16 protein-coding genes are annotated in these 17783 nt (G+C 57.7%); all 16 read left to right on the top strand.

The genetic code is table 11. The annotated features are described in order from the left end of the window. Window position 1 precedes the first annotated feature (1 nt). The 16 genes from ilvN to ftsA all read left to right on the top strand — a co-directional run bounded on the left by ilvN (window position 2) and on the right by ftsA (window position 17738). Window positions 2–493 carry an acetolactate synthase small subunit gene (gene ilvN, locus F3I15_RS11265; protein WP_039382558.1) on the top strand — a complete coding sequence of 164 codons (492 nt, stop codon included), beginning with the start codon at window positions 2–4 and terminating at the stop codon, window positions 491–493. 197 nt (window positions 494–690) lie between these two features. Further along, entirely contained in the window at window positions 691–1701 is a 1011-nt protein-coding gene (cra, locus tag F3I15_RS11260; RefSeq protein WP_039382560.1) for a catabolite repressor/activator, read from the top strand. A gap of 485 nt (window positions 1702–2186) precedes the next feature. Then, entirely contained in the window at window positions 2187–2645 is a 459-nt protein-coding gene (gene mraZ, locus F3I15_RS11255; RefSeq protein WP_039382563.1) for a division/cell wall cluster transcriptional repressor MraZ, read from the top strand. 2 nt (window positions 2646–2647) lie between these two features. Next, complete coding sequence (gene rsmH / locus F3I15_RS11250; RefSeq protein WP_039382565.1) at window positions 2648–3589, top strand: 16S rRNA (cytosine(1402)-N(4))-methyltransferase RsmH; 942 nt, start codon at window positions 2648–2650, stop codon at window positions 3587–3589. Next, complete coding sequence (gene ftsL, locus F3I15_RS11245) at window positions 3586–3906, top strand: cell division protein FtsL (RefSeq protein WP_039382567.1); 321 nt, start codon at window positions 3586–3588, stop codon at window positions 3904–3906. Before rsmH ends, ftsL begins: the two co-directional genes overlap by 4 nt. A 16-nt stretch (window positions 3907–3922) precedes the next feature. Continuing rightward, the gene (locus F3I15_RS11240) at window positions 3923–5689 is read left to right on the top strand and encodes a peptidoglycan glycosyltransferase FtsI (protein ID WP_039382568.1); all 1767 of its coding nucleotides are present in this window, start codon (window positions 3923–3925) and stop codon (window positions 5687–5689) included. After that, window positions 5676–7163: a UDP-N-acetylmuramoyl-L-alanyl-D-glutamate--2,6-diaminopimelate ligase gene (murE, locus tag F3I15_RS11235; RefSeq protein WP_150017967.1), complete on the top strand. Its 1488-nt coding sequence runs from the start codon at window positions 5676–5678 to the stop codon at window positions 7161–7163. The genes F3I15_RS11240 and murE overlap by 14 nt, the downstream gene beginning before the upstream one ends. Beyond that, a complete protein-coding gene (murF, locus tag F3I15_RS11230; protein ID WP_150017966.1) occupies window positions 7160–8521 on the top strand; it encodes a UDP-N-acetylmuramoyl-tripeptide--D-alanyl-D-alanine ligase in 1362 nt (453 codons plus the stop codon). The genes murE and murF overlap by 4 nt, the downstream gene beginning before the upstream one ends. Then, a complete protein-coding gene (mraY, locus tag F3I15_RS11225; RefSeq protein WP_039382574.1) occupies window positions 8515–9597 on the top strand; it encodes a phospho-N-acetylmuramoyl-pentapeptide-transferase in 1083 nt (360 codons plus the stop codon). Before murF ends, mraY begins: the two co-directional genes overlap by 7 nt. Window positions 9598–9599: 2 nt before the next feature. Beyond that, entirely contained in the window at window positions 9600–10916 is a 1317-nt protein-coding gene (gene murD, locus F3I15_RS11220) for a UDP-N-acetylmuramoyl-L-alanine--D-glutamate ligase (RefSeq protein WP_150017965.1), read from the top strand. Continuing rightward, complete coding sequence (gene ftsW / locus F3I15_RS11215; protein WP_039382578.1) at window positions 10916–12130, top strand: cell division protein FtsW; 1215 nt, start codon at window positions 10916–10918, stop codon at window positions 12128–12130. Before murD ends, ftsW begins: the two co-directional genes overlap by 1 nt. Continuing rightward, the gene (gene murG / locus F3I15_RS11210) at window positions 12127–13185 is read left to right on the top strand and encodes an undecaprenyldiphospho-muramoylpentapeptide beta-N-acetylglucosaminyltransferase (RefSeq protein WP_150017964.1); all 1059 of its coding nucleotides are present in this window, start codon (window positions 12127–12129) and stop codon (window positions 13183–13185) included. The genes ftsW and murG overlap by 4 nt, the downstream gene beginning before the upstream one ends. A gap of 70 nt (window positions 13186–13255) precedes the next feature. Continuing rightward, window positions 13256–14731 carry a UDP-N-acetylmuramate--L-alanine ligase gene (gene murC / locus F3I15_RS11205; RefSeq protein WP_150017963.1) on the top strand — a complete coding sequence of 492 codons (1476 nt, stop codon included), beginning with the start codon at window positions 13256–13258 and terminating at the stop codon, window positions 14729–14731. After that, complete coding sequence (locus tag F3I15_RS11200) at window positions 14724–15644, top strand: D-alanine--D-alanine ligase (RefSeq protein ID WP_150017962.1); 921 nt, start codon at window positions 14724–14726, stop codon at window positions 15642–15644. Before murC ends, F3I15_RS11200 begins: the two co-directional genes overlap by 8 nt. A 1-nt stretch (window position 15645) precedes the next feature. Next, on the top strand, window positions 15646–16482 hold the full coding sequence (gene ftsQ, locus F3I15_RS11195) for a cell division protein FtsQ (protein ID WP_150017961.1): 837 nt from the start codon (window positions 15646–15648) through the stop codon (window positions 16480–16482). Continuing rightward, window positions 16482–17738: a cell division protein FtsA gene (ftsA, locus tag F3I15_RS11190; RefSeq protein ID WP_039382588.1), complete on the top strand. Its 1257-nt coding sequence runs from the start codon at window positions 16482–16484 to the stop codon at window positions 17736–17738. Before ftsQ ends, ftsA begins: the two co-directional genes overlap by 1 nt. Window positions 17739–17783 lie beyond the last annotated feature (45 nt).

The raw sequence follows: 17783 nt of genomic DNA, 5'->3' as shown, positions 1-17783 counted from the left end.
TATGCGTCGTATTCTATCGGTGCTGCTGGAGAATGAGTCAGGCGCCTTGTCCCGCGTGGTCGGACTTTTCTCCCAGCGCGGTTATAACATTGAGAGCCTGACCGTTGCGCCCACCGACGATCCTACTCTGTCGCGCATGACCATTCAGACCGTGGGCGATGAAAAAGTGATTGAGCAGATTGAGAAGCAGCTGCATAAGCTGGTGGATGTACTGCGCGTCACTGAACTGGGGCAGGGTGCTTACGTTGAGCGTGAGATCATGCTGGTCAAAATTCAGGCCAGCGGCTATGGCCGTGAAGAGGTGAAACGCAGCGCGGAGATTTTTCGCGGGCAGATTGTTGATGTCACACCGACGCTTTACACGGTTCAGCTGGCAGGCACCAGCGATAAGCTGGATGCGTTTCTCAACAGCGTACGTGAAGTGGCAGAGATTGTTGAGGTGGCACGTTCAGGTATCGTTGGCGTATCACGCGGCGAGCGAATTATGCGTTAATCCCGCGCCGTTATCACCGCACTTCACTCTAACCCGGCGTAATGCCGGGTTTTTTTATTTTATGCGCCGGCTTTGTTTGCTGATGAAAAGCGGTTGCTCAGGCTGGTTTTCTGCGGTTAGATGTAACAAAGATTTTATCCACAGCTACGTTGCGGATATCTCCGCCAGCTCTGGCTTATCGACATGAAGGTGTTATCGTGAAACTGGATGAAATTGCGCGTCTGGCCGGCGTCTCGCGTACCACCGCCAGCTATGTGATCAATGGTAAAGCGCGGCAGTATCGTGTCAGCGACAAAACGGTTGAGAAAGTGATGGCGGTGGTGCGCGAGTATAACTACCACCCCAATGCGGTCGCTGCAGGCCTGCGTGCAGGGCGCACGCGCTCTATCGGACTGGTGATCCCCGATCTCGAAAACACCAGCTACACGCGTATTGCTAACTATCTGGAGCGTCAGGCGCGCCAGCGCGGCTATCAGCTGCTTATCGCCTGTTCAGAAGATCAGCCTGATAACGAGATGCGCTGTATCGAGCATCTGCTGCAGCGTCAGGTCGATGCCATCATCGTCTCTACTTCGCTGCCGCCGGAGCACCCGTTCTACCAGCGCTGGATAAACGATCCGCTGCCGATTGTCGCGCTGGATCGTGCGCTGGATCGTGAGCACTTTACCAGCGTTGTCGGTGCCGATCAGGATGACGCACGCGCGCTGGCGGCTGAATTGCGTCAGCTCCCGGTGAAAAACGTGCTGTTTATGGGGGCGCTACCGGAGCTTTCCGTGAGTTTTCTGCGTGAAATGGGCTTCCGCGAAGCCTGGCAGGATGATGAGCGTTCAGTCAGTTACCTCTACTGCAACAGTTTTGATCGCGCGGCTGCGGCTGCCCTGTTTGAGCGCTATCTGGATGAAAATCCCATGCCTGATGCGCTTTTTACCACATCATTTGGTCTGCTGCAGGGGGTAATGGATGTGACGCTGAAACGAGAAGGGCGGTTGCCAAAAGATCTGGCGATCGCCACGTTTGGCGATCACGAATTACTCGATTTCCTCGATTGTCCGGTACTGGCGGTGGGGCAGCGTCATCGCGACGTTGCAGAGCGGGTTCTGGAGCTGGTGCTGGCGTCTCTTGATGAGCCCCGCAAACCCAAGCCCGGGTTAACGCGCATTCGCCGTAACTTATTTCATCGCGGCCAGTTAAGTCGCCTGACAAAATGAGTTAGCGGACGCGATGATGCCCGCCATTTATTCCCTATCTGGCGGGCAATTAATTATCTGACGTAAAAAAGCGTAAATAACAGCCATTAATTTTCACAAAACAGCGATCAATTTAATCCTGCTGGATAAAAGTTAGTCACTTTAATCCCTGCCAGCAGGCGCTTGCGCTGGGCTTCCGTTCAGAAATCCCCTAAAATGCCGCCGCTGTCGCATAACCCTGCGCTACTGCACTTAAGCCAAATCTGAATCAAATTTAATCATGTCTGAAGCAGGCAGATATTTTTATACTGTTATTCATCGGTTTAATTTTACTTTGCCATTCCTCGCGCTTTTTTATTTCGCTTTCCGCTTATTTTTCCGGGATGTAAAGAGTGATATTCACCTGCCGTTGCGGCTTGACAATGTTTTCATCGGCTCCGTAAACTCGTTTCGTGGTAAAAAGTGGGATAAAGTGGTGAAAACGGTAGCTGAGGAGTCAGGCTGGCATGTTCCGCGGGGCAACGTTAGTCAATCTCGACAGTAAAGGGCGGTTAGCGGTTCCGGTACGCTATCGTGAATTACTGCTCGCAGAGTCTCAGGGTCAGATGGTCTCTACTATCGACCTGCATCAGCCCTGCCTGCTGCTTTATACCCTGCCCGAATGGGAAATTATTGAGAAAAAACTGGCTCGCTTATCCAGTATGAATCCGGCAGAGCGACGCGTACAGCGTCTGCTGCTCGGACATGCCAGCGAATGCCAGATGGATAGTGCAGGCCGGCTGCTGCTGGCAAATACTCTAAGGCAGCATGCGGGACTGAAAAAAGAAGTGATGCTGGTTGGGCAGTTCAACAAGTTTGAATTGTGGGATGAACAGACCTGGTATCAACAAGTCAGGGATGATATTGACGCAGAACATTCAGCTCAGGAACCTCTATCTGAGCGGTTGCAGGACTTATCGCTATAGCTATGCAGGAAAATTTTAAACATACCACGGTGCTGCTGGATGAGGCGGTAAACGGCCTTAATATCAGGGAAGACGGCATTTACATTGACGGCACCTTTGGTCGCGGTGGCCACTCACGCCTGATCCTTTCGCAGCTTGGCGAAAATGGACAGCTGCTGGCCATCGATCGCGATCCGCAGGCAATCGCGGCCGCCGCTGAGATTAACGATCCGCGCTTTTCTATCGTGCACGGTCCTTTTTCAGCGCTGGCAGACTATGTCGACGCGCGCGGGCTGACCGGGAAAATCAGTGGCGTCCTGCTGGATCTGGGCGTCTCCTCACCGCAGCTGGACGACGCCGAGCGCGGCTTTTCGTTTATGCGCGACGGGCCGCTGGACATGCGTATGGATCCCACGCGGGGTCACTCTGCCGCTGAATGGCTGCTGCAGGCAGAAGAAGCTGATATCGCTTTTGTGCTGAAAACATACGGCGAAGAGCGTTTCGCGAAGCGCATTGCACGCGCTATCACAGAGCGTAATCGGGAGCAGCCGATGACGCGCACAAAAGAGCTGGCTGAAGTCATTGCCGCCGCGACGCCGGTAAAAGATAAATTTAAGCACCCGGCGACGCGCAGCTTTCAGGCTATTCGTATCTGGATCAACAGTGAGCTGGAAGAGATTGATACCGCCCTCAAAGGCGCGCTTTCTGTTCTGGCTCCGGGTGGCCGTTTATCCATCATCAGCTTCCACTCTCTTGAAGATCGCCTGGTGAAGCGTTTTATGCGCGATCAAAGCCGTGGTCCGCAGGTTCCGGCGGGAATTCCGATGACGGAAAGCCAGCTGAAAGCGCTGGGCGGACGCGAGCTGAAAACGCTGGGCAAGCTCATTCCGGGCGAAGCAGAGGTGCGGGAAAACCCGCGCGCGCGCAGCTCGGTGCTGCGTATTGCTGAAAGGACCGCGCCATGATTGGCAATGAGCGGCACAGTCTCCCCGGCGTCATCGGCGGAGACCTGCTGCGCTTTGGCAAGATCCCGGTGTTGTTGCTGATTGCCGTACTGGTCTCTTCGGTACTGGTCGTGACCACAACGCACAAAACGCGCCTGCTAACGGCGCAGCGTGAACAGCTGGTGCTGGAGCGCGATGCGCTGGATATCGAATGGCGCAACCTGATTCTGGAAGAGAACGCGCTTGGCGATCACAGCCGGGTAGAGCGGATCGCAACCGATAAGCTGCAGCTGCGGCACGTTGATCCTTCTCAGGAAAATATTGTGGTGCAGAAATAAGGAATCGCAGACCTCAATGAGCGGCGCAGGCAAAACGCTGAAGTTAAAAAAACAGGAAGATAAGGCCAGCTTTGTAAGCTGGCGTTTTGCTTTGCTGTGCGGCTGTATTTTACTCGCGCTGGGCGGGCTGCTGTCGCGTGTCGCCTGGCTACAGGTGATCAAGCCCGATCGGCTGGTTAAAGAGGGCGATCTGCGCTCGCTGCGCGTGCAGGAAGTGCCGACGGCGCGCGGCATGATCAGCGATCGCGCCGGGCGTCCGCTGGCGGTCAGCGTACCGGTCAATGCTATATGGGCCGATCCTAAAGAGCTGATTGGTCACGGCGGCGTCACCCTTGATAGCCGCTGGAAAGCGCTCTCAGATGCGCTGTCGATCCCGCTGGATCAGCTGGCCGCACGCATCAATGCCAATCCCAAAGGACGCTTCATCTATCTGGCGCGTCAGGTTAATCCGGCCATTGGCGACTATGTGAAAAAACTGAAGCTGCCGGGTATTTATCTGCGCCAGGAGTCGCGCCGCTACTATCCGGCTGGTCAGGTCACTGCGCATCTGATTGGTTTCACCAACATTGACGGACAGGGCATCGAAGGGATTGAGAAAAGCTTCGATAAATGGCTGACCGGCGCGCCAGGCGAGCGTACGGTGCGTAAAGATCGCTTCGGGCGCGTCATTGAAGATATCTCGTCGGTCGACAGCCGTGCCGCACATAATCTGACGCTGAGTATTGATGAGCGGCTGCAGGCGCTGGTCTATCGTGAACTCAACAATGCGGTCGCCTTTAACAAAGCAGAGTCGGGCACGGCGGTGCTGGTCGATGTCAGCACGGGCGAAGTGCTGGCAATGGCAAACAGCCCCGCCTACAACCCGAATAACCTCAGCAATACGCCAAAAGATGTCATGCGTAACCGCGCCATCACCGATATTTTTGAGCCGGGCTCAACGGTGAAGCCCATGGTGGTAATGACCGCCCTGCAGCGCGGCGTGGTGAAAGAGAACAGCGTACTGAACACCGTGCCATACCGCGTAAATGGTCATGAGATCAAAGATGTGGCGCGCTATAACGAACTGACCCTGACCGGGGTCTTACAGAAGTCGAGTAACGTCGGGGTTTCACGTCTGGCGTTAGCGATGCCCTCCTCAGCGCTGGTAGATACTTACGCGCGCTTTGGACTGGGAAAACCGACCAATTTGGGGCTGGTCGGGGAAAGCAGTGGCTTATACCCTCAAAAACAACGGTGGTCTGACATAGAGAGGGCCACCTTCTCTTTCGGCTACGGGCTAATGGTAACGCCGTTACAGTTAGCGCGAGTCTACGCAACGATTGGCAGCTACGGCATCAATCGTCCTCTCTCCATTACCAAAGTGGATCCGCCGGTTGCGGGTGAACGCGTCTTTCCGGAGAACCTGGTCAGAACGGTAATGCATATGATGGAGAGCGTGGCGCTGCCTGGCGGCGGCGGGGTAAAAGCCGCTATCAAAGGGTATCGCATTGCGATTAAAACCGGCACCGCGAAAAAGGTCGGTCCCGATGGCCGCTACGTCAATAAGTATATCGCCTATACCGCCGGTGTGGCACCAGCCAGCCAGCCGCGTTTTGCGCTGGTCGTGGTGATTAACGATCCACAGGCCGGCAAATATTATGGTGGTGCAGTCTCTGCGCCGGTGTTTGGCGCCATCATGGGTGGCGTATTGCGCACCATGAATATTGAGCCGGACGCGCTGCCTGTCGTGGACAAAAACGAATTAGTGAAGAACAGAAGTGAGGCATCAAGTGACAGATCGTAACCTGCGCGATTTACTGGCCCCCTGGGTGGCCGGCGCGCCGGCGCGTCCCCTTCGTGACATGACGCTGGACAGTCGCGCGGCGGCGGCCGGCGATCTGTTTATCGCCGTTGCGGGCCATCATGCGGATGGCCGGCGCTTTATCCCGCAGGCCATTGCGCAGGGCGTTGCCGCCGTGATTGCCGAAGCGGAAGGCGAGGCCAGTGACGGCGATATCCGTGAACTGCACGGCGTGCCGGTGATCTATCTGGCGCAGCTGCCGCAGCGACTCTCCGCGCTGGCGGGACGCTTTTATCAGCAGCCGGGCAGCAAGCTGAAGCTGGCAGGCGTTACCGGGACGAATGGCAAAACCACCACCACCCAGCTGATTGCGCAGTGGGCTAACCTGCTGGGTGAGACGGGCGCGGTGATGGGTACCGTGGGTAACGGCCTGTATGGTCAGCTGCTGCCAGCAGAGAATACCACCGGCTCGGCCGTTGAGGTTCAGCATATCCTGCACGACTTAGTGGGGCAGGGCGCCACCCTGGCAGCGATGGAGGTCTCGTCGCATGGCCTGGTACAGCACCGCGTGGCGGCATTACCGTTTGCGGCGGCGGTATTTACCAATCTGAGCCGCGACCATCTCGACTACCACGGTGACATGCAAAGCTATGAGTCAGCCAAGTGGCTGCTCTTTTCTGAACATCAGATCGGTGACGCAATTATCAACGCTGATGATGAGACCGGCTATCGCTGGCTGCAGCAGCTGCCCGATGCGGTCGCGGTAACCATGGCAAACAACCTGCCATCCGGCTGGCACGGGCGCTGGCTCCATGCCACTGAAGTCGCGTATCACGACGGTGGCGCACGCGTGCGCTTCAGCTCCAGCTGGGGAGATGGCACCTTTGACAGCCGCCTGATGGGCGCCTTTAACGTCAGCAATCTGCTGCTGGCGCTGGCCACGCTGCTGACGATGGACTATCCGCTGGAGAGTTTAGTGGCAACCGCTGCAGACCTGCAGCCGGTATGCGGACGCATGGAAGTATTCAGTGCACCGGGCAAAGCCACCGTTGTCGTGGATTACGCGCACACCCCGGATGCGCTGGAGAAAGCGCTGGAAGCGGCGCGCCTTCACTGTAAGGGCCAGCTCTGGTGCGTATTCGGCTGCGGCGGCGACCGCGACAAAGGCAAACGTCCGCTGATGGGGGCGATTGCGGAACAGTTTGCTGACGTGGTGGTGATCACCGATGACAACCCGCGCAGCGAAGATCCCGCCGCGATTGTGGACGATATTCTGACCGGACTGCTCGACCCGGGTCGCGCACGCGTCGTGCCTGGCCGGGCGCAGGCGGTGACCAGCGCCGTGATGCAGGCAAAAGCTGAAGATATCGTGCTGGTCGCCGGCAAGGGACATGAAGATTATCAGATTATCGGCAATCGTCGTCTCGATTACTCGGACCGCGACACCGTCGCCCGACTGCTGGGAGTAATGGCATGATCCCGATTACGCTGCAAACGCTGGCTGACATCAGTGGCGGTACGCTGCACGGCAGCGATGCGATCCTGTATGAAGTTACGACCGACACCCGAAAAGTCACCGCAGGCTGCCTGTTTGTGGCGCTGGTGGGTGAGCGTTTTGACGCGCACGACTTTGCTGAGCAGGCGATGAACAGCGGGGCGCAGGCGCTGCTGGTCAGCCGGCAGTTACCGGTTGCGCTGCCGCAGGTGGTGGTGGCTGACACGCGCATTGCGTTCGGCCAGCTTGGTGCCTGGGTACGTCAGCAGTCGACTGCGCGCGTCGTGGCGCTGACCGGCTCATCGGGTAAAACCTCAGTGAAAGAGATGACGGCGGCGATTTTACGCCAGTGTGGCGAAACGCTTTACACCGCCGGTAACCTGAATAACGACTACGGCGTGCCGATGACGCTGCTGCGTCTGACCGCGGCACATCAGTACGCGGTGATTGAGCTGGGTGCTAATCACCAGGGCGAAATCGCCTACACCACGGCGCTGGTACAGCCGGAGACCGCGCTGGTCAACAATCTTGCAGCGGCGCATCTCGAAGGTTTTGGTTCACTGGCAGGCGTGGCGAAAGCCAAAGGCGAAATCTTTGCCGGTTTACCGCTGCACGGCACGGCGATTGTAAACGCCGACAGTCACGATCTCGCGAACTGGCAGCCCTATTTTGCCGGCAGAACGCTGTGGCACTTTTCGCCGCAGCCGCTGACTGATGCGGAGTTTCGCGCCAGCGATATCGTACTGCGGCCTGACGTAACCTGCTTTACGCTGCACACGCCGCGCGGAGATATCGCTATCGAACTGCCGCTGCCGGGCCGCCATAATATTGCCAACGCGCTGGCCGCCGCGGCACTGGCCCTGTCGGTCGACGCGCCGCTGACCGCCATCCAGTCTGGCCTGAAAACGCTGCAGCCGGTGCCGGGACGCCTCTTCCCGGTGCGCCTCTCGGCGACGCAGCTGCTGCTGGATGACAGTTATAACGCAAACGTGGGGTCGATGACGGCCGCCGCGCAGGTGCTGGGTGAGATGCCTGGCTTCCGCGTTATGGTGGTGGGCGACATGGGTGAGCTGGGCGAGGAAGCGGAAGCGTGCCACCGTCAGGTGGGCGCCGCAGCACAGGCTGCCGGCGTGGATGCGGTGCTCAGCACCGGTCAGCTCAGCCACTTTATCAGCGACAGCAGCGGCAGAGGCCAGCATTTTGCCAGCAAAGCCGCACTGATCGACCATCTGCAGGCGCTGCTTACGCAGCATCCTGAGATCACTATTTTAGTTAAAGGTTCACGTAGTGCCGCCATGGAGCAGGTAGTACAGGGACTGAAGGAGAAAGGAACATGCTAGTCTGGCTGGCCGAACATCTGGTCGCATTTTATTCCGGTTTTAACGTCTTTTCCTATCTGACGTTTCGCGCCATTGTCAGCCTGCTGACCGCTCTGTTTATCTCATTATGGATGGGACCGCGCCTGATCGCCTGGCTGCAGAAGCTGCAGATTGGCCAGGTGGTACGTAATGATGGCCCGGAGTCGCACTTCAGCAAACGCGGCACGCCGACCATGGGCGGCATCATGATCCTGACATCAATTACCATCTCCGTACTGATGTGGGCCTATCCTTCCAATCCCTATGTCTGGTGTGTACTGGTGGTTCTGCTGGGCTTTGGCGCCATTGGCTTTGTTGACGACTACCGTAAAGTGGTGCGCAAAGATACCAAAGGACTTATCGCGCGCTGGAAATATTTCTGGATGTCGGTGATCTCACTCGGCGTGGCATTTGCGCTGTTTGTGGCTGGCAAAGATACGCCTGCCACGCAGCTGGTGGTGCCCTTCTTTAAAGATGTGATGCCGCAGCTGGGGCTGTTTTATGTGGTGCTGGCCTACTTTGTCATTGTGGGCACCGGCAACGCCGTGAACCTCACCGATGGTCTCGATGGCCTGGCGATTATGCCAACGGTGTTTGTCGCTGCCGGTTTTGCGCTGGTCGCCTGGGCAACCGGCAACGTGAAGTTTGCTGAATATCTGCATATCCCTTATCTGCGTCACGCGGGTGAGCTGGTCATTGTCTGCACCGCGATTGTCGGGGCCGGGCTCGGGTTCCTGTGGTTTAACACCTATCCGGCACAGGTTTTCATGGGTGACGTCGGGTCACTGGCGCTGGGCGGCGCGCTGGGCACGCTGGCAGTGCTGCTGCGTCAGGAGTTTCTGCTGGTGATTATGGGTGGCGTGTTTGTGGTTGAAACGCTGTCGGTGATCCTGCAGGTCGGCTCCTTTAAACTGCGCGGTCAGCGTATTTTCCGTATGGCGCCTATTCACCACCACTATGAACTCAAGGGCTGGCCGGAACCGCGCGTTATCGTGCGCTTCTGGATTATTTCGCTGATGCTGGTGCTGATTGGCCTGGCTACGCTGAAGGTGCGTTAATCATGGCTGACTATCGGGGCAGAAACGTTGTCATTATCGGGCTGGGTATTACCGGCCTCTCCTGTGTCGATTTCTTCCTGGGGCAGGGCGTTACGCCACGCGTCATGGATACCCGTCTCTCACCGCCAGGCCTGGATAAGCTGCCGGAGCAGGTAGCGTGTCATACCGGCAGTATCAACAGCGACTGGCTGCTGGCCGCCGATCTGATTGTCGCCAGCCCCGGCATCGCGCTGGCGCACCCGGCGCTGAGCGAAGCAGCGGACGCCGGTATTGAGATCGTGGGAGATATTGAGCTTTTCTGCCGCGAAGCGCAGGCGCCGGTAGTGGCCATCACCGGCTCCAACGGTAAAAGCACGGTCACGACGCTGGTGGGTGAAATGGCCCGCGCAGCAGGCTGGGCGGTGGGCGTGGGCGGCAACATCGGCTTGCCGGCGCTGACGCTGCTGAAATCCCCCGCGCAGCTCTATGTGCTGGAGCTCTCCAGCTTTCAGCTGGAAACAACTCACAGTCTGAAAGCAGCGGCTGCCACGATCCTCAACGTGACCGAAGATCATATGGATCGCTATCCGCTGGGCATGCAGCAGTATCGCGCCGCCAAGTTACGTATTTATGAAAACGCGGCGATTTGCGTCGTTAATGCCGATGATGGCATGACTATGCCGGTGCGCGGCGCCGATCGGCGCTGTATCAGCTTTGGTGTCGACCTGGGCGATTATCACCTGACCCGGCAGCAGGGCAGTACTTGGCTTCGTGCGCACGGTGAAAAGATCCTGAACACTGCTGAGATGAAGCTGGTGGGGCAGCACAACTACACCAACGCGCTGGCTGCGCTGGCACTGGCAGATGCCGTGGCTATCCCACGTGCGTCGAGCCTGAAGGCGCTGACGACCTATAGCGGTCTGCCGCACCGCTTCCAGTTAGTGCATGAAGCGCGCGGAGTGCGCTGGATCAACGACTCTAAAGCTACCAACGTTGGCAGTACCGAAGCGGCGCTGCAGGGATTACAGGTAGCGGGTACGCTCTGGCTGCTGCTCGGCGGCGACGGCAAGGGCGCGGATTTCTCGCCGCTGGCGCGCTATCTGCAGGGCGATAATATCCGCCTGTTCTGTTACGGCCGCGATGGTGATGCGCTGGCTGCGCTGCGGCCAGAGGTGGCGACACGTACCGAAACGCTGCAGCAGGCGGTCGCACAGATTGCGGCGGCGGCTCAGTCTGGTGACATGGTGCTGCTTTCTCCCGCCTGTGCCAGTCTCGATCAGTTTCGTAATTTTGAGCAGCGCGGCGATCTCTTCGCGCAGCTGGCGAAGGAGTCTGGCTGATGCGTATACCCGGAACCGCCATTGCCAGTTTCCTCTCCGTGCGTCTGCGCGACTGGGTTATGGGCGCACGCGATGGCGACGACGCACCGGTGGTGCTTTACGATCGCACGCTCTTATGGCTGACGTTTGGTCTGGCTATTATCGGATTTGTGATGGTGACGTCCGCCTCCATGCCGGTAGGACAGCGTCTGAACGACGATCCCTTCTACTTTGCCAAGCGCGATGCGTTCTATATTCTGCTGGCACTCGGTATGGCGCTGGTCACCCTGCGTATTCCGATGGATTTCTGGCAGCGCTACAGCAACGCCATGCTGGTGGCGTCCGTGCTGATGCTGCTGATTGTACTGGTCGTAGGCAGTTCGGTTAACGGGGCATCGCGCTGGATTGCACTGGGGCCGCTGCGTATTCAGCCAGCAGAACTCTCAAAGCTCTCGCTGTTCTGCTATCTCGCCAGCTATCTGGTGCGCAAAGTGGAAGAGGTACGCAATAACTTCTGGGGATTCTGTAAGCCGATGGGCGTGATGGTGATCCTCGCCGTACTGCTGCTGGCGCAGCCGGACCTCGGGACGGTGGTCGTACTGTTTGTGACCACGCTGGCGATGCTGTTTCTCGCGGGTGCCAAACTGTGGCAATTCCTTGCGATTATCGGCTCCGGTATCTTTGCCGTGGTGCTGCTGATTATCGCTGAACCCTATCGTATGCGCCGCGTCACCTCGTTCTGGAATCCGTGGGAAGATCCGTTTGGCAGCGGTTATCAGCTGACGCAGTCGCTGATGGCGTTTGGCCGCGGTGAATTCTGGGGACAGGGACTGGGTAACTCAGTGCAAAAGCTGGAGTATCTGCCGGAGGCGCACACCGATTTTATCTTCTCGATAATCGGTGAGGAGCTCGGTTATGTCGGTGTGGTTTTAGCCCTGTTAATGGTATTCTTCGTCGCTTTTCGCGCGATGTCGATTGGCCGTCGCGCCCTTGAGCTGGACCAGCGTTTTTCCGGCTTTCTCGCCTGCTCAATTGGCGTCTGGTTTAGCTTTCAGGCACTGGTTAACGTCGGCGCGGCAGCCGGTATGCTGCCGACAAAAGGCCTGACGCTGCCGCTGATCAGCTACGGGGGATCGAGTCTGATTATTATGTCGACCGCCATCGTATTTTTACTGCGTATCGATTATGAAACGCGCCTGGCGAAAGCGCAGGCGTTTACCCGAGGTGCCCGATGAGTAGCAAACGGCTGATGGTCATGGCTGGCGGAACCGGCGGACATGTGTTTCCCGGTCTGGCAGTGGCACATCATCTGATGGAGCAGGGCTGGCAGGTACGCTGGCTGGGAACGGCTGACCGGATGGAAGCGGATCTGGTGCCGAAACACGGTATTGAGATCGACTTCATCCGCATCAGCGGATTGCGCGGTAAAGGGATCAAAGCGCTGCTGCTGGCTCCGGTACGGATTTTCAACGCCTGGCGTCAGGCGCGCCGTATCATGAAACAGTGGCAGCCCGATGTGGTGCTGGGCATGGGCGGCTATGTCTCCGGGCCGGGTGGTCTGGCGGCATGGAGCTGCGGTATCCCGGTCGTGCTACACGAACAGAACGGCATCGCCGGACTCACCAACAAGTGGCTGGCAAAAATTGCCACCAAAGTGATGCAGGCGTTTCCCGGGGCGTTCCCTGCGGCGGATATTGTCGGTAACCCGGTGCGCACCGATGTGCTGGCGCTGCCGTTGCCGGCTGAACGCCTGCGCGATCGCAGCGGTCCGCTGCGGGTACTGGTCGTTGGCGGCAGTCAGGGCGCACGGATCCTGAACCAGACGCTGCCTCGGGTCGCCGCCGAACTGGGCGACGCCATTACCCTCTGGCATCAGACCGGCAGAGGCGGCCAGGCGATAGTGCAGCAGGCGTATCAGGCGGCGGGTCAGCCGCAGCATAAGGTTACAGAATTTATTGACGATATGGCCGCTGCTTACGCCTGGGCGGACGTAGTGGTATGTCGCTCAGGTGCGCTGACGGTGAGCGAAATTGCTGCAGCAGGTCTGCCGGCTATTTTCGTGCCGTTTCAGCATAAAGATCGCCAGCAATACTGGAATGCGCTGCCGCTGGAAAACGCGGGCGCGGCCAGAATTTTTGAGCAGCCGCAGTTTACTGCGGAAGGGGTGGCGGAGACGCTGCGCCAGTGGGACCGTGCGACGCTGCTGACCATGGCTGAACAGGCTCGTCAGGTCGCGATTCCGGATGCCACCGAACGCGTTGCCCGCGAAGTGGCGCGCGCTGCAAAGTAAATTTTCGGGCCTGATGAATAGGCCTGCATCCGTATGCGGATGCGAACAGGAAAACAGGTAACAGAGAGCGATGAATACACAACAACTGGCAAAACTGCGTTCAATTGTGCCCGAGATGCGACGCGTCCGGCACATCCACTTTGTTGGCATCGGCGGTGCCGGCATGGGCGGTATTGCCGAAGTGTTGGCGAATGAAGGATATCACATCAGCGGATCCGATCTGGCACCCAATGCGGTGACCCAGCATCTTGTTTCGCTGGGAGCGACGATCTACTTTAACCATCGTCCGGAGAACGTCACCGACGCGAGCGTGGTCGTGGTGTCAACCGCGGTGGCGCAGGATAACCCTGAGCTGGTGGCGGCGCGCGAGCAGCGTATTCCGGTGATCCGCCGCGCAGAGATGCTGGCCGAGCTGATGCGTTTCCGCCACGGCATCGCCGTTGCCGGTACGCACGGTAAAACCACCACCACCGCCATGGTCACCAGTATCTACGCGGAAGGTGGTCTGGATCCGACCTTTGTGAACGGCGGCCTGGTGAAAGCAGCAGGTACGCATGCGCGGCTGGGGACCAGCCGCTACCTGATTGCTGAGGCGGATGAGAGCGACGCCTCTTTCCTGCATCTGCAGCCGATGGTCGCCATTGTGACCAACATCGAAGCAGATCATATGGATACCTATCAGGGCGATTTTGAGAACCTGAAACAGACCTTTATCAATTTCCTGCACAATCTGCCGTTTTACGGTCGCGCAGTACTCTGCGTGGATGATGTGGTAATCCGCGACCTGATCCCGCGCGTGGGACGCCAGATTACCACCTACGGCTTTAGCGACGATGCGGATGTACGGGTAGAGAATTATGAGCAGCGCGGTGCACAGGGACATTTTACCCTGCGCCGTCACGATAAACCGCTGCTGCAGGTCACCCTGAATGCGCCAGGCCGCCATAATGCCCTTAACGCGGCGGCGGCCGTAGCGGTCGCCAGTGAGGAAGGCATTGATGATGCGGCCATCCTTGCGGCGCTGGAGAGCTTCCAGGGCACCGGACGCCGTTTTGACGTGCTGGGTGAGTTTGATACGGCTGCAGTGAACGGCAAGCCAGGCAGCGCGATGCTGGTTGACGACTACGGTCATCATCCGACCGAAGTGGATGTCACGATCAAGGCAGCGCGCGCCGGCTGGCCGGATAAAAAGCTGATGATGGTTTTCCAGCCGCATCGCTACACCCGCACCCGCGATCTGTTTGACGATTTTGCCAGCGTGCTCTCCCAGGTGGATGTACTGCTGATGCTGGAAGTCTATCCGGCCGGAGAGGCACCGATTCCGGGCGCCGACAGCCGTTCGCTCTGCCGGGCGATTCGCAGTCGCGGCAAAGTCGATCCGATTCTGGTGGCTGAGCATGACGCGCTGCCGGATGCGCTGGCTCCCCTGCTGTCTGGTAACGATTTAGTGATTGTGCAGGGCGCAGGCAACATCGGCAAAATCGCGCGCCGGCTGGCTGAAAGCCAGCTGCAGCCTGCACCGAACCAGGAGGCGCGTCATGGCTGATAAAGTCGCCGTATTAATGGGCGGCACCTCAGCAGAGCGCGAGGTGTCACTGAATTCAGGCAGCGCGGTACTGGCTGGCCTGCAGGAAATGGGCATTGATGCGCACGGTGTGGATACCCGTGATGTATCGGTACTGACGCTCAAAGAGCAGGGGTTTAACAAAGTCTTTATTGCGCTGCACGGGCGCGGTGGTGAGGATGGTACGCTGCAGGGCGTGCTGGACTTTATGCAGCTGCCTTACACGGGCAGCGGTGTGATGGCTTCTGCTATCACCATGGATAAATTGCGCAGCAAGCTGCTGTGGCAGGGCAGGGGACTGCCGTCAGGCAAATTTGTCTGGCTGACACGGGAGCAGTATCAGCAGGGGATCGATGCGCAGACCGCAACCGCTATTGACGCGCTGGGTTTACCGCTGTTTGTTAAGCCGAGCTGTGAAGGCTCCAGCGTAGGCATCAGCCGGGTTGAGCGCGCTGACGGCCTGCCAGCGGCGCTGGATGAAGCGTTTCGCCACGACAATGATGTACTGATTGAAGCTTTTTTGAGCGGTGATGAATATACCGTGGCAATTGTCGGGGAAGAAATCCTGCCATCCATTAAAATTAAAACAGCCAGCGCTTTCTATGACTATGAAGCAAAATACATTTCTGACGATACTCAGTACTTCTGTCCCAGCGGTCTGAGTGCAGAAAAAGAAGCTGAACTGCAAAAGCTGGTGCTGGCTGCCTGGCAGTCGCTGGGCTGCAGCGGCTGGGGACGCGTGGATGTCATGACCGATAGCGAAGGCCGTTTTCAGCTGCTGGAGGTCAATACGTCGCCGGGCATGACCAGCCATAGCCTGGTTCCGATGGCGGCACGGCAGGCGGGTTACAGCTTTCCGCAGCTGGTGACGCGTATTCTGGCGCTGGCTGACTGATATGTCTCAGGCAGCGCTACGCGTACGCAACCGCGAACCTCAGGAGCGAGCCCGCACCGGGCGCAGCAACGGCGCACGGCTGTTTGGCATTGTGTTTCTGCTGCTGGTGCTGGGCACTATGATAGCCGGTGGCCTGGTGGTCCTGAAGTGGATGAATGACGCTTCTCGTCTGCCGCTGTCAAAGCTGGTCGTAACGGGGCAAACCCACTACACCACGCATGATGATATTCGCCAGGCGATTCTGTCACTGGGCGCCCCGGGGACCTTTATGTCGCAGAATGTGGATATCATTCAGCAGCAGATTGAACGATTACCCTGGATTAAACAGGTCAGCGTGCGCAAGCAGTGGCCTGATGAGCTGAAGATAAATCTGGTGGAGTATGTTCCGGTTGCGCGCTGGAACGACTCGCACATGGTAGATGCCGATGGCGTCTCCTTCAGCGTTCCGGCCAGTCATATCGGCAAAGAGAATCTGCCGATGCTCTATGGTCCGGAAGGCAGTGAAAAAGAGGTGCTGGCGGGCTATCACTCCCTGCGGGATGTGCTCCAGGCCAGCAAGTTTACCCTGAAGGTCGCGTCAATGACGGCGCGTCGCTCATGGCAGCTGGTCACCGGGGACGATATCCGAATCGAACTGGGACGCAGCGATACCATGAAGCGTCTGAACCGTTTTATTGAGCTCTATCCGGAGCTGCAGCTGCAGGGCCAGAATGAAAGCAAGCGTGTTGATTATGTTGATCTACGCTATGACTCTGGCGCCGCAGTAGGCTGGGTTCCGGCACCGATTGAGCCACAGGACAGTAATCAGCAACAGAACCAGGCACAGGCTAAACCATAATGATCAAGGCAACGGACAGAAAACTGGTAGTAGGACTTGAAATTGGCACCGCAAAGGTTGCCGCCCTGGTTGGAGAAATTCTGCCTGATGGTATGGTCAATATTATCGGGGTGGGCAGCTGCCCGTCGCGGGGTATGGACAAAGGCGGCGTAAACGATCTGGAGTCGGTGGTGAAGTGCGTACAGCGCGCCATCGATCAGGCGGAACTGATGGCGGATTGCCAGATTTCGTCGGTCTACCTTGCTTTATCGGGCAAACACATCAGCTGTCAGAACGAAATCGGGATGGTTCCGATTTCCGAAGAGGAAGTGACTCAGGATGATGTGGAAAACGTTGTCCATACGGCTAAATCAGTGCGTGTACGCGATGAGCATCGCATTCTGCATGTCATTCCGCAGGAGTACGCCATTGATTACCAGGAAGGCATCAAGAATCCGGTGGGCTTATCCGGCGTCCGTATGCAGGCCAAAGTACATTTAATCACCTGTCACAACGATATGGCGAAAAATATCGTAAAAGCAGTTGAACGTTGCGGACTTAAAGTTGACCAATTGATTTTTGCCGGACTGGCTTCCAGCTTTTCTGTCCTGACAGAAGATGAACGTGAGCTGGGCGTCTGTGTTGTCGACATCGGTGGCGGTACAATGGATATCGCGGTGTATACCGGCGGCGCGCTGCGTCACACTAAAGTGATCCCTTATGCCGGGAACGTTGTGACCAGCGATATCGCCTACGCGTTTGGTACACCGCCTACTGACGCTGAGGCGATCAAAGTACGCCACGGCTGCGCGCTGGGATCGATCGTCGGCAAAGATGAGAATGTAGAAGTGCCAAGCGTTGGCGGACGTCCGCCGCGCAGCCTGCAGCGTCAGACGCTGGCTGAAGTCATTGAGCCGCGCTACACCGAGCTGCTGAATCTGGTGAACGACGAGATTCTGCAACTGCAGGAGCAGCTGCGCCAGCAGGGTGTGAAGCATCATCTTGCTGCTGGTATTGTATTAACCGGCGGCGCGGCGCAAATTGAAGGTCTGGCGGCCTGTGCACAACGCGTGTTTCATACGCAGGTGCGCATCGGCCAGCCGCTGAACATTACGGGCCTGACCGACTACGCTCAGGAGTCTTACTACTCCACGGCGGTGGGCCTGCTGCACTATGGTAAAGAGTCACACCTGAACGGTGATGCAGAAACAGAAAAACGTGCTTCAGTCGGCAACTGGTTCAAACGAATCAACAGCTGGCTGAAGAAAGAGTTTTAATTTTGATAAAAGGAGATCATGCTGGCAATGTTTATGATCTCCAGG

Origin of the sequence: Pantoea sp. M_9 (assembly GCF_008631385.1) — a bacterium.
Lineage (GTDB): Bacteria > Pseudomonadota > Gammaproteobacteria > Enterobacterales > Enterobacteriaceae > Pantoea > Pantoea eucrina.
This window is presented reverse-complemented; position numbering and strand designations above follow the sequence as displayed.

Excerpts from the sequence above, each read along its gene's own strand:
- ilvN (WP_039382558.1), top strand. The coding sequence starts at position 2 with ATGCGTCGTATTCTATCGGTGCTGCTGGAGAATGAGTCAGGCGCCTTG.
- murG (WP_150017964.1), top strand. The coding sequence starts at position 12,127 with ATGAGTAGCAAACGGCTGATGGTCATGGCTGGCGGAACCGGCGGACAT.
- murD (WP_150017965.1), top strand. The coding sequence starts at position 9,600 with ATGGCTGACTATCGGGGCAGAAACGTTGTCATTATCGGGCTGGGTATT.
- F3I15_RS11240 (WP_039382568.1), top strand. The coding sequence starts at position 3,923 with ATGAGCGGCGCAGGCAAAACGCTGAAGTTAAAAAAACAGGAAGATAAG.
- murC (WP_150017963.1), top strand. The coding sequence starts at position 13,256 with ATGAATACACAACAACTGGCAAAACTGCGTTCAATTGTGCCCGAGATG.
- rsmH (WP_039382565.1), top strand. The coding sequence starts at position 2,648 with ATGCAGGAAAATTTTAAACATACCACGGTGCTGCTGGATGAGGCGGTA.
- mraZ (WP_039382563.1), top strand. The coding sequence starts at position 2,187 with ATGTTCCGCGGGGCAACGTTAGTCAATCTCGACAGTAAAGGGCGGTTA.
- F3I15_RS11200 (WP_150017962.1), top strand. The coding sequence starts at position 14,724 with ATGGCTGATAAAGTCGCCGTATTAATGGGCGGCACCTCAGCAGAGCGC.
- murF (WP_150017966.1), top strand. The coding sequence starts at position 7,160 with ATGATCCCGATTACGCTGCAAACGCTGGCTGACATCAGTGGCGGTACG.
- ftsA (WP_039382588.1), top strand. The coding sequence starts at position 16,482 with ATGATCAAGGCAACGGACAGAAAACTGGTAGTAGGACTTGAAATTGGC.
- ftsW (WP_039382578.1), top strand. The coding sequence starts at position 10,916 with ATGCGTATACCCGGAACCGCCATTGCCAGTTTCCTCTCCGTGCGTCTG.
- ftsL (WP_039382567.1), top strand. The coding sequence starts at position 3,586 with ATGATTGGCAATGAGCGGCACAGTCTCCCCGGCGTCATCGGCGGAGAC.
- ftsQ (WP_150017961.1), top strand. The coding sequence starts at position 15,646 with ATGTCTCAGGCAGCGCTACGCGTACGCAACCGCGAACCTCAGGAGCGA.
- mraY (WP_039382574.1), top strand. The coding sequence starts at position 8,515 with ATGCTAGTCTGGCTGGCCGAACATCTGGTCGCATTTTATTCCGGTTTT.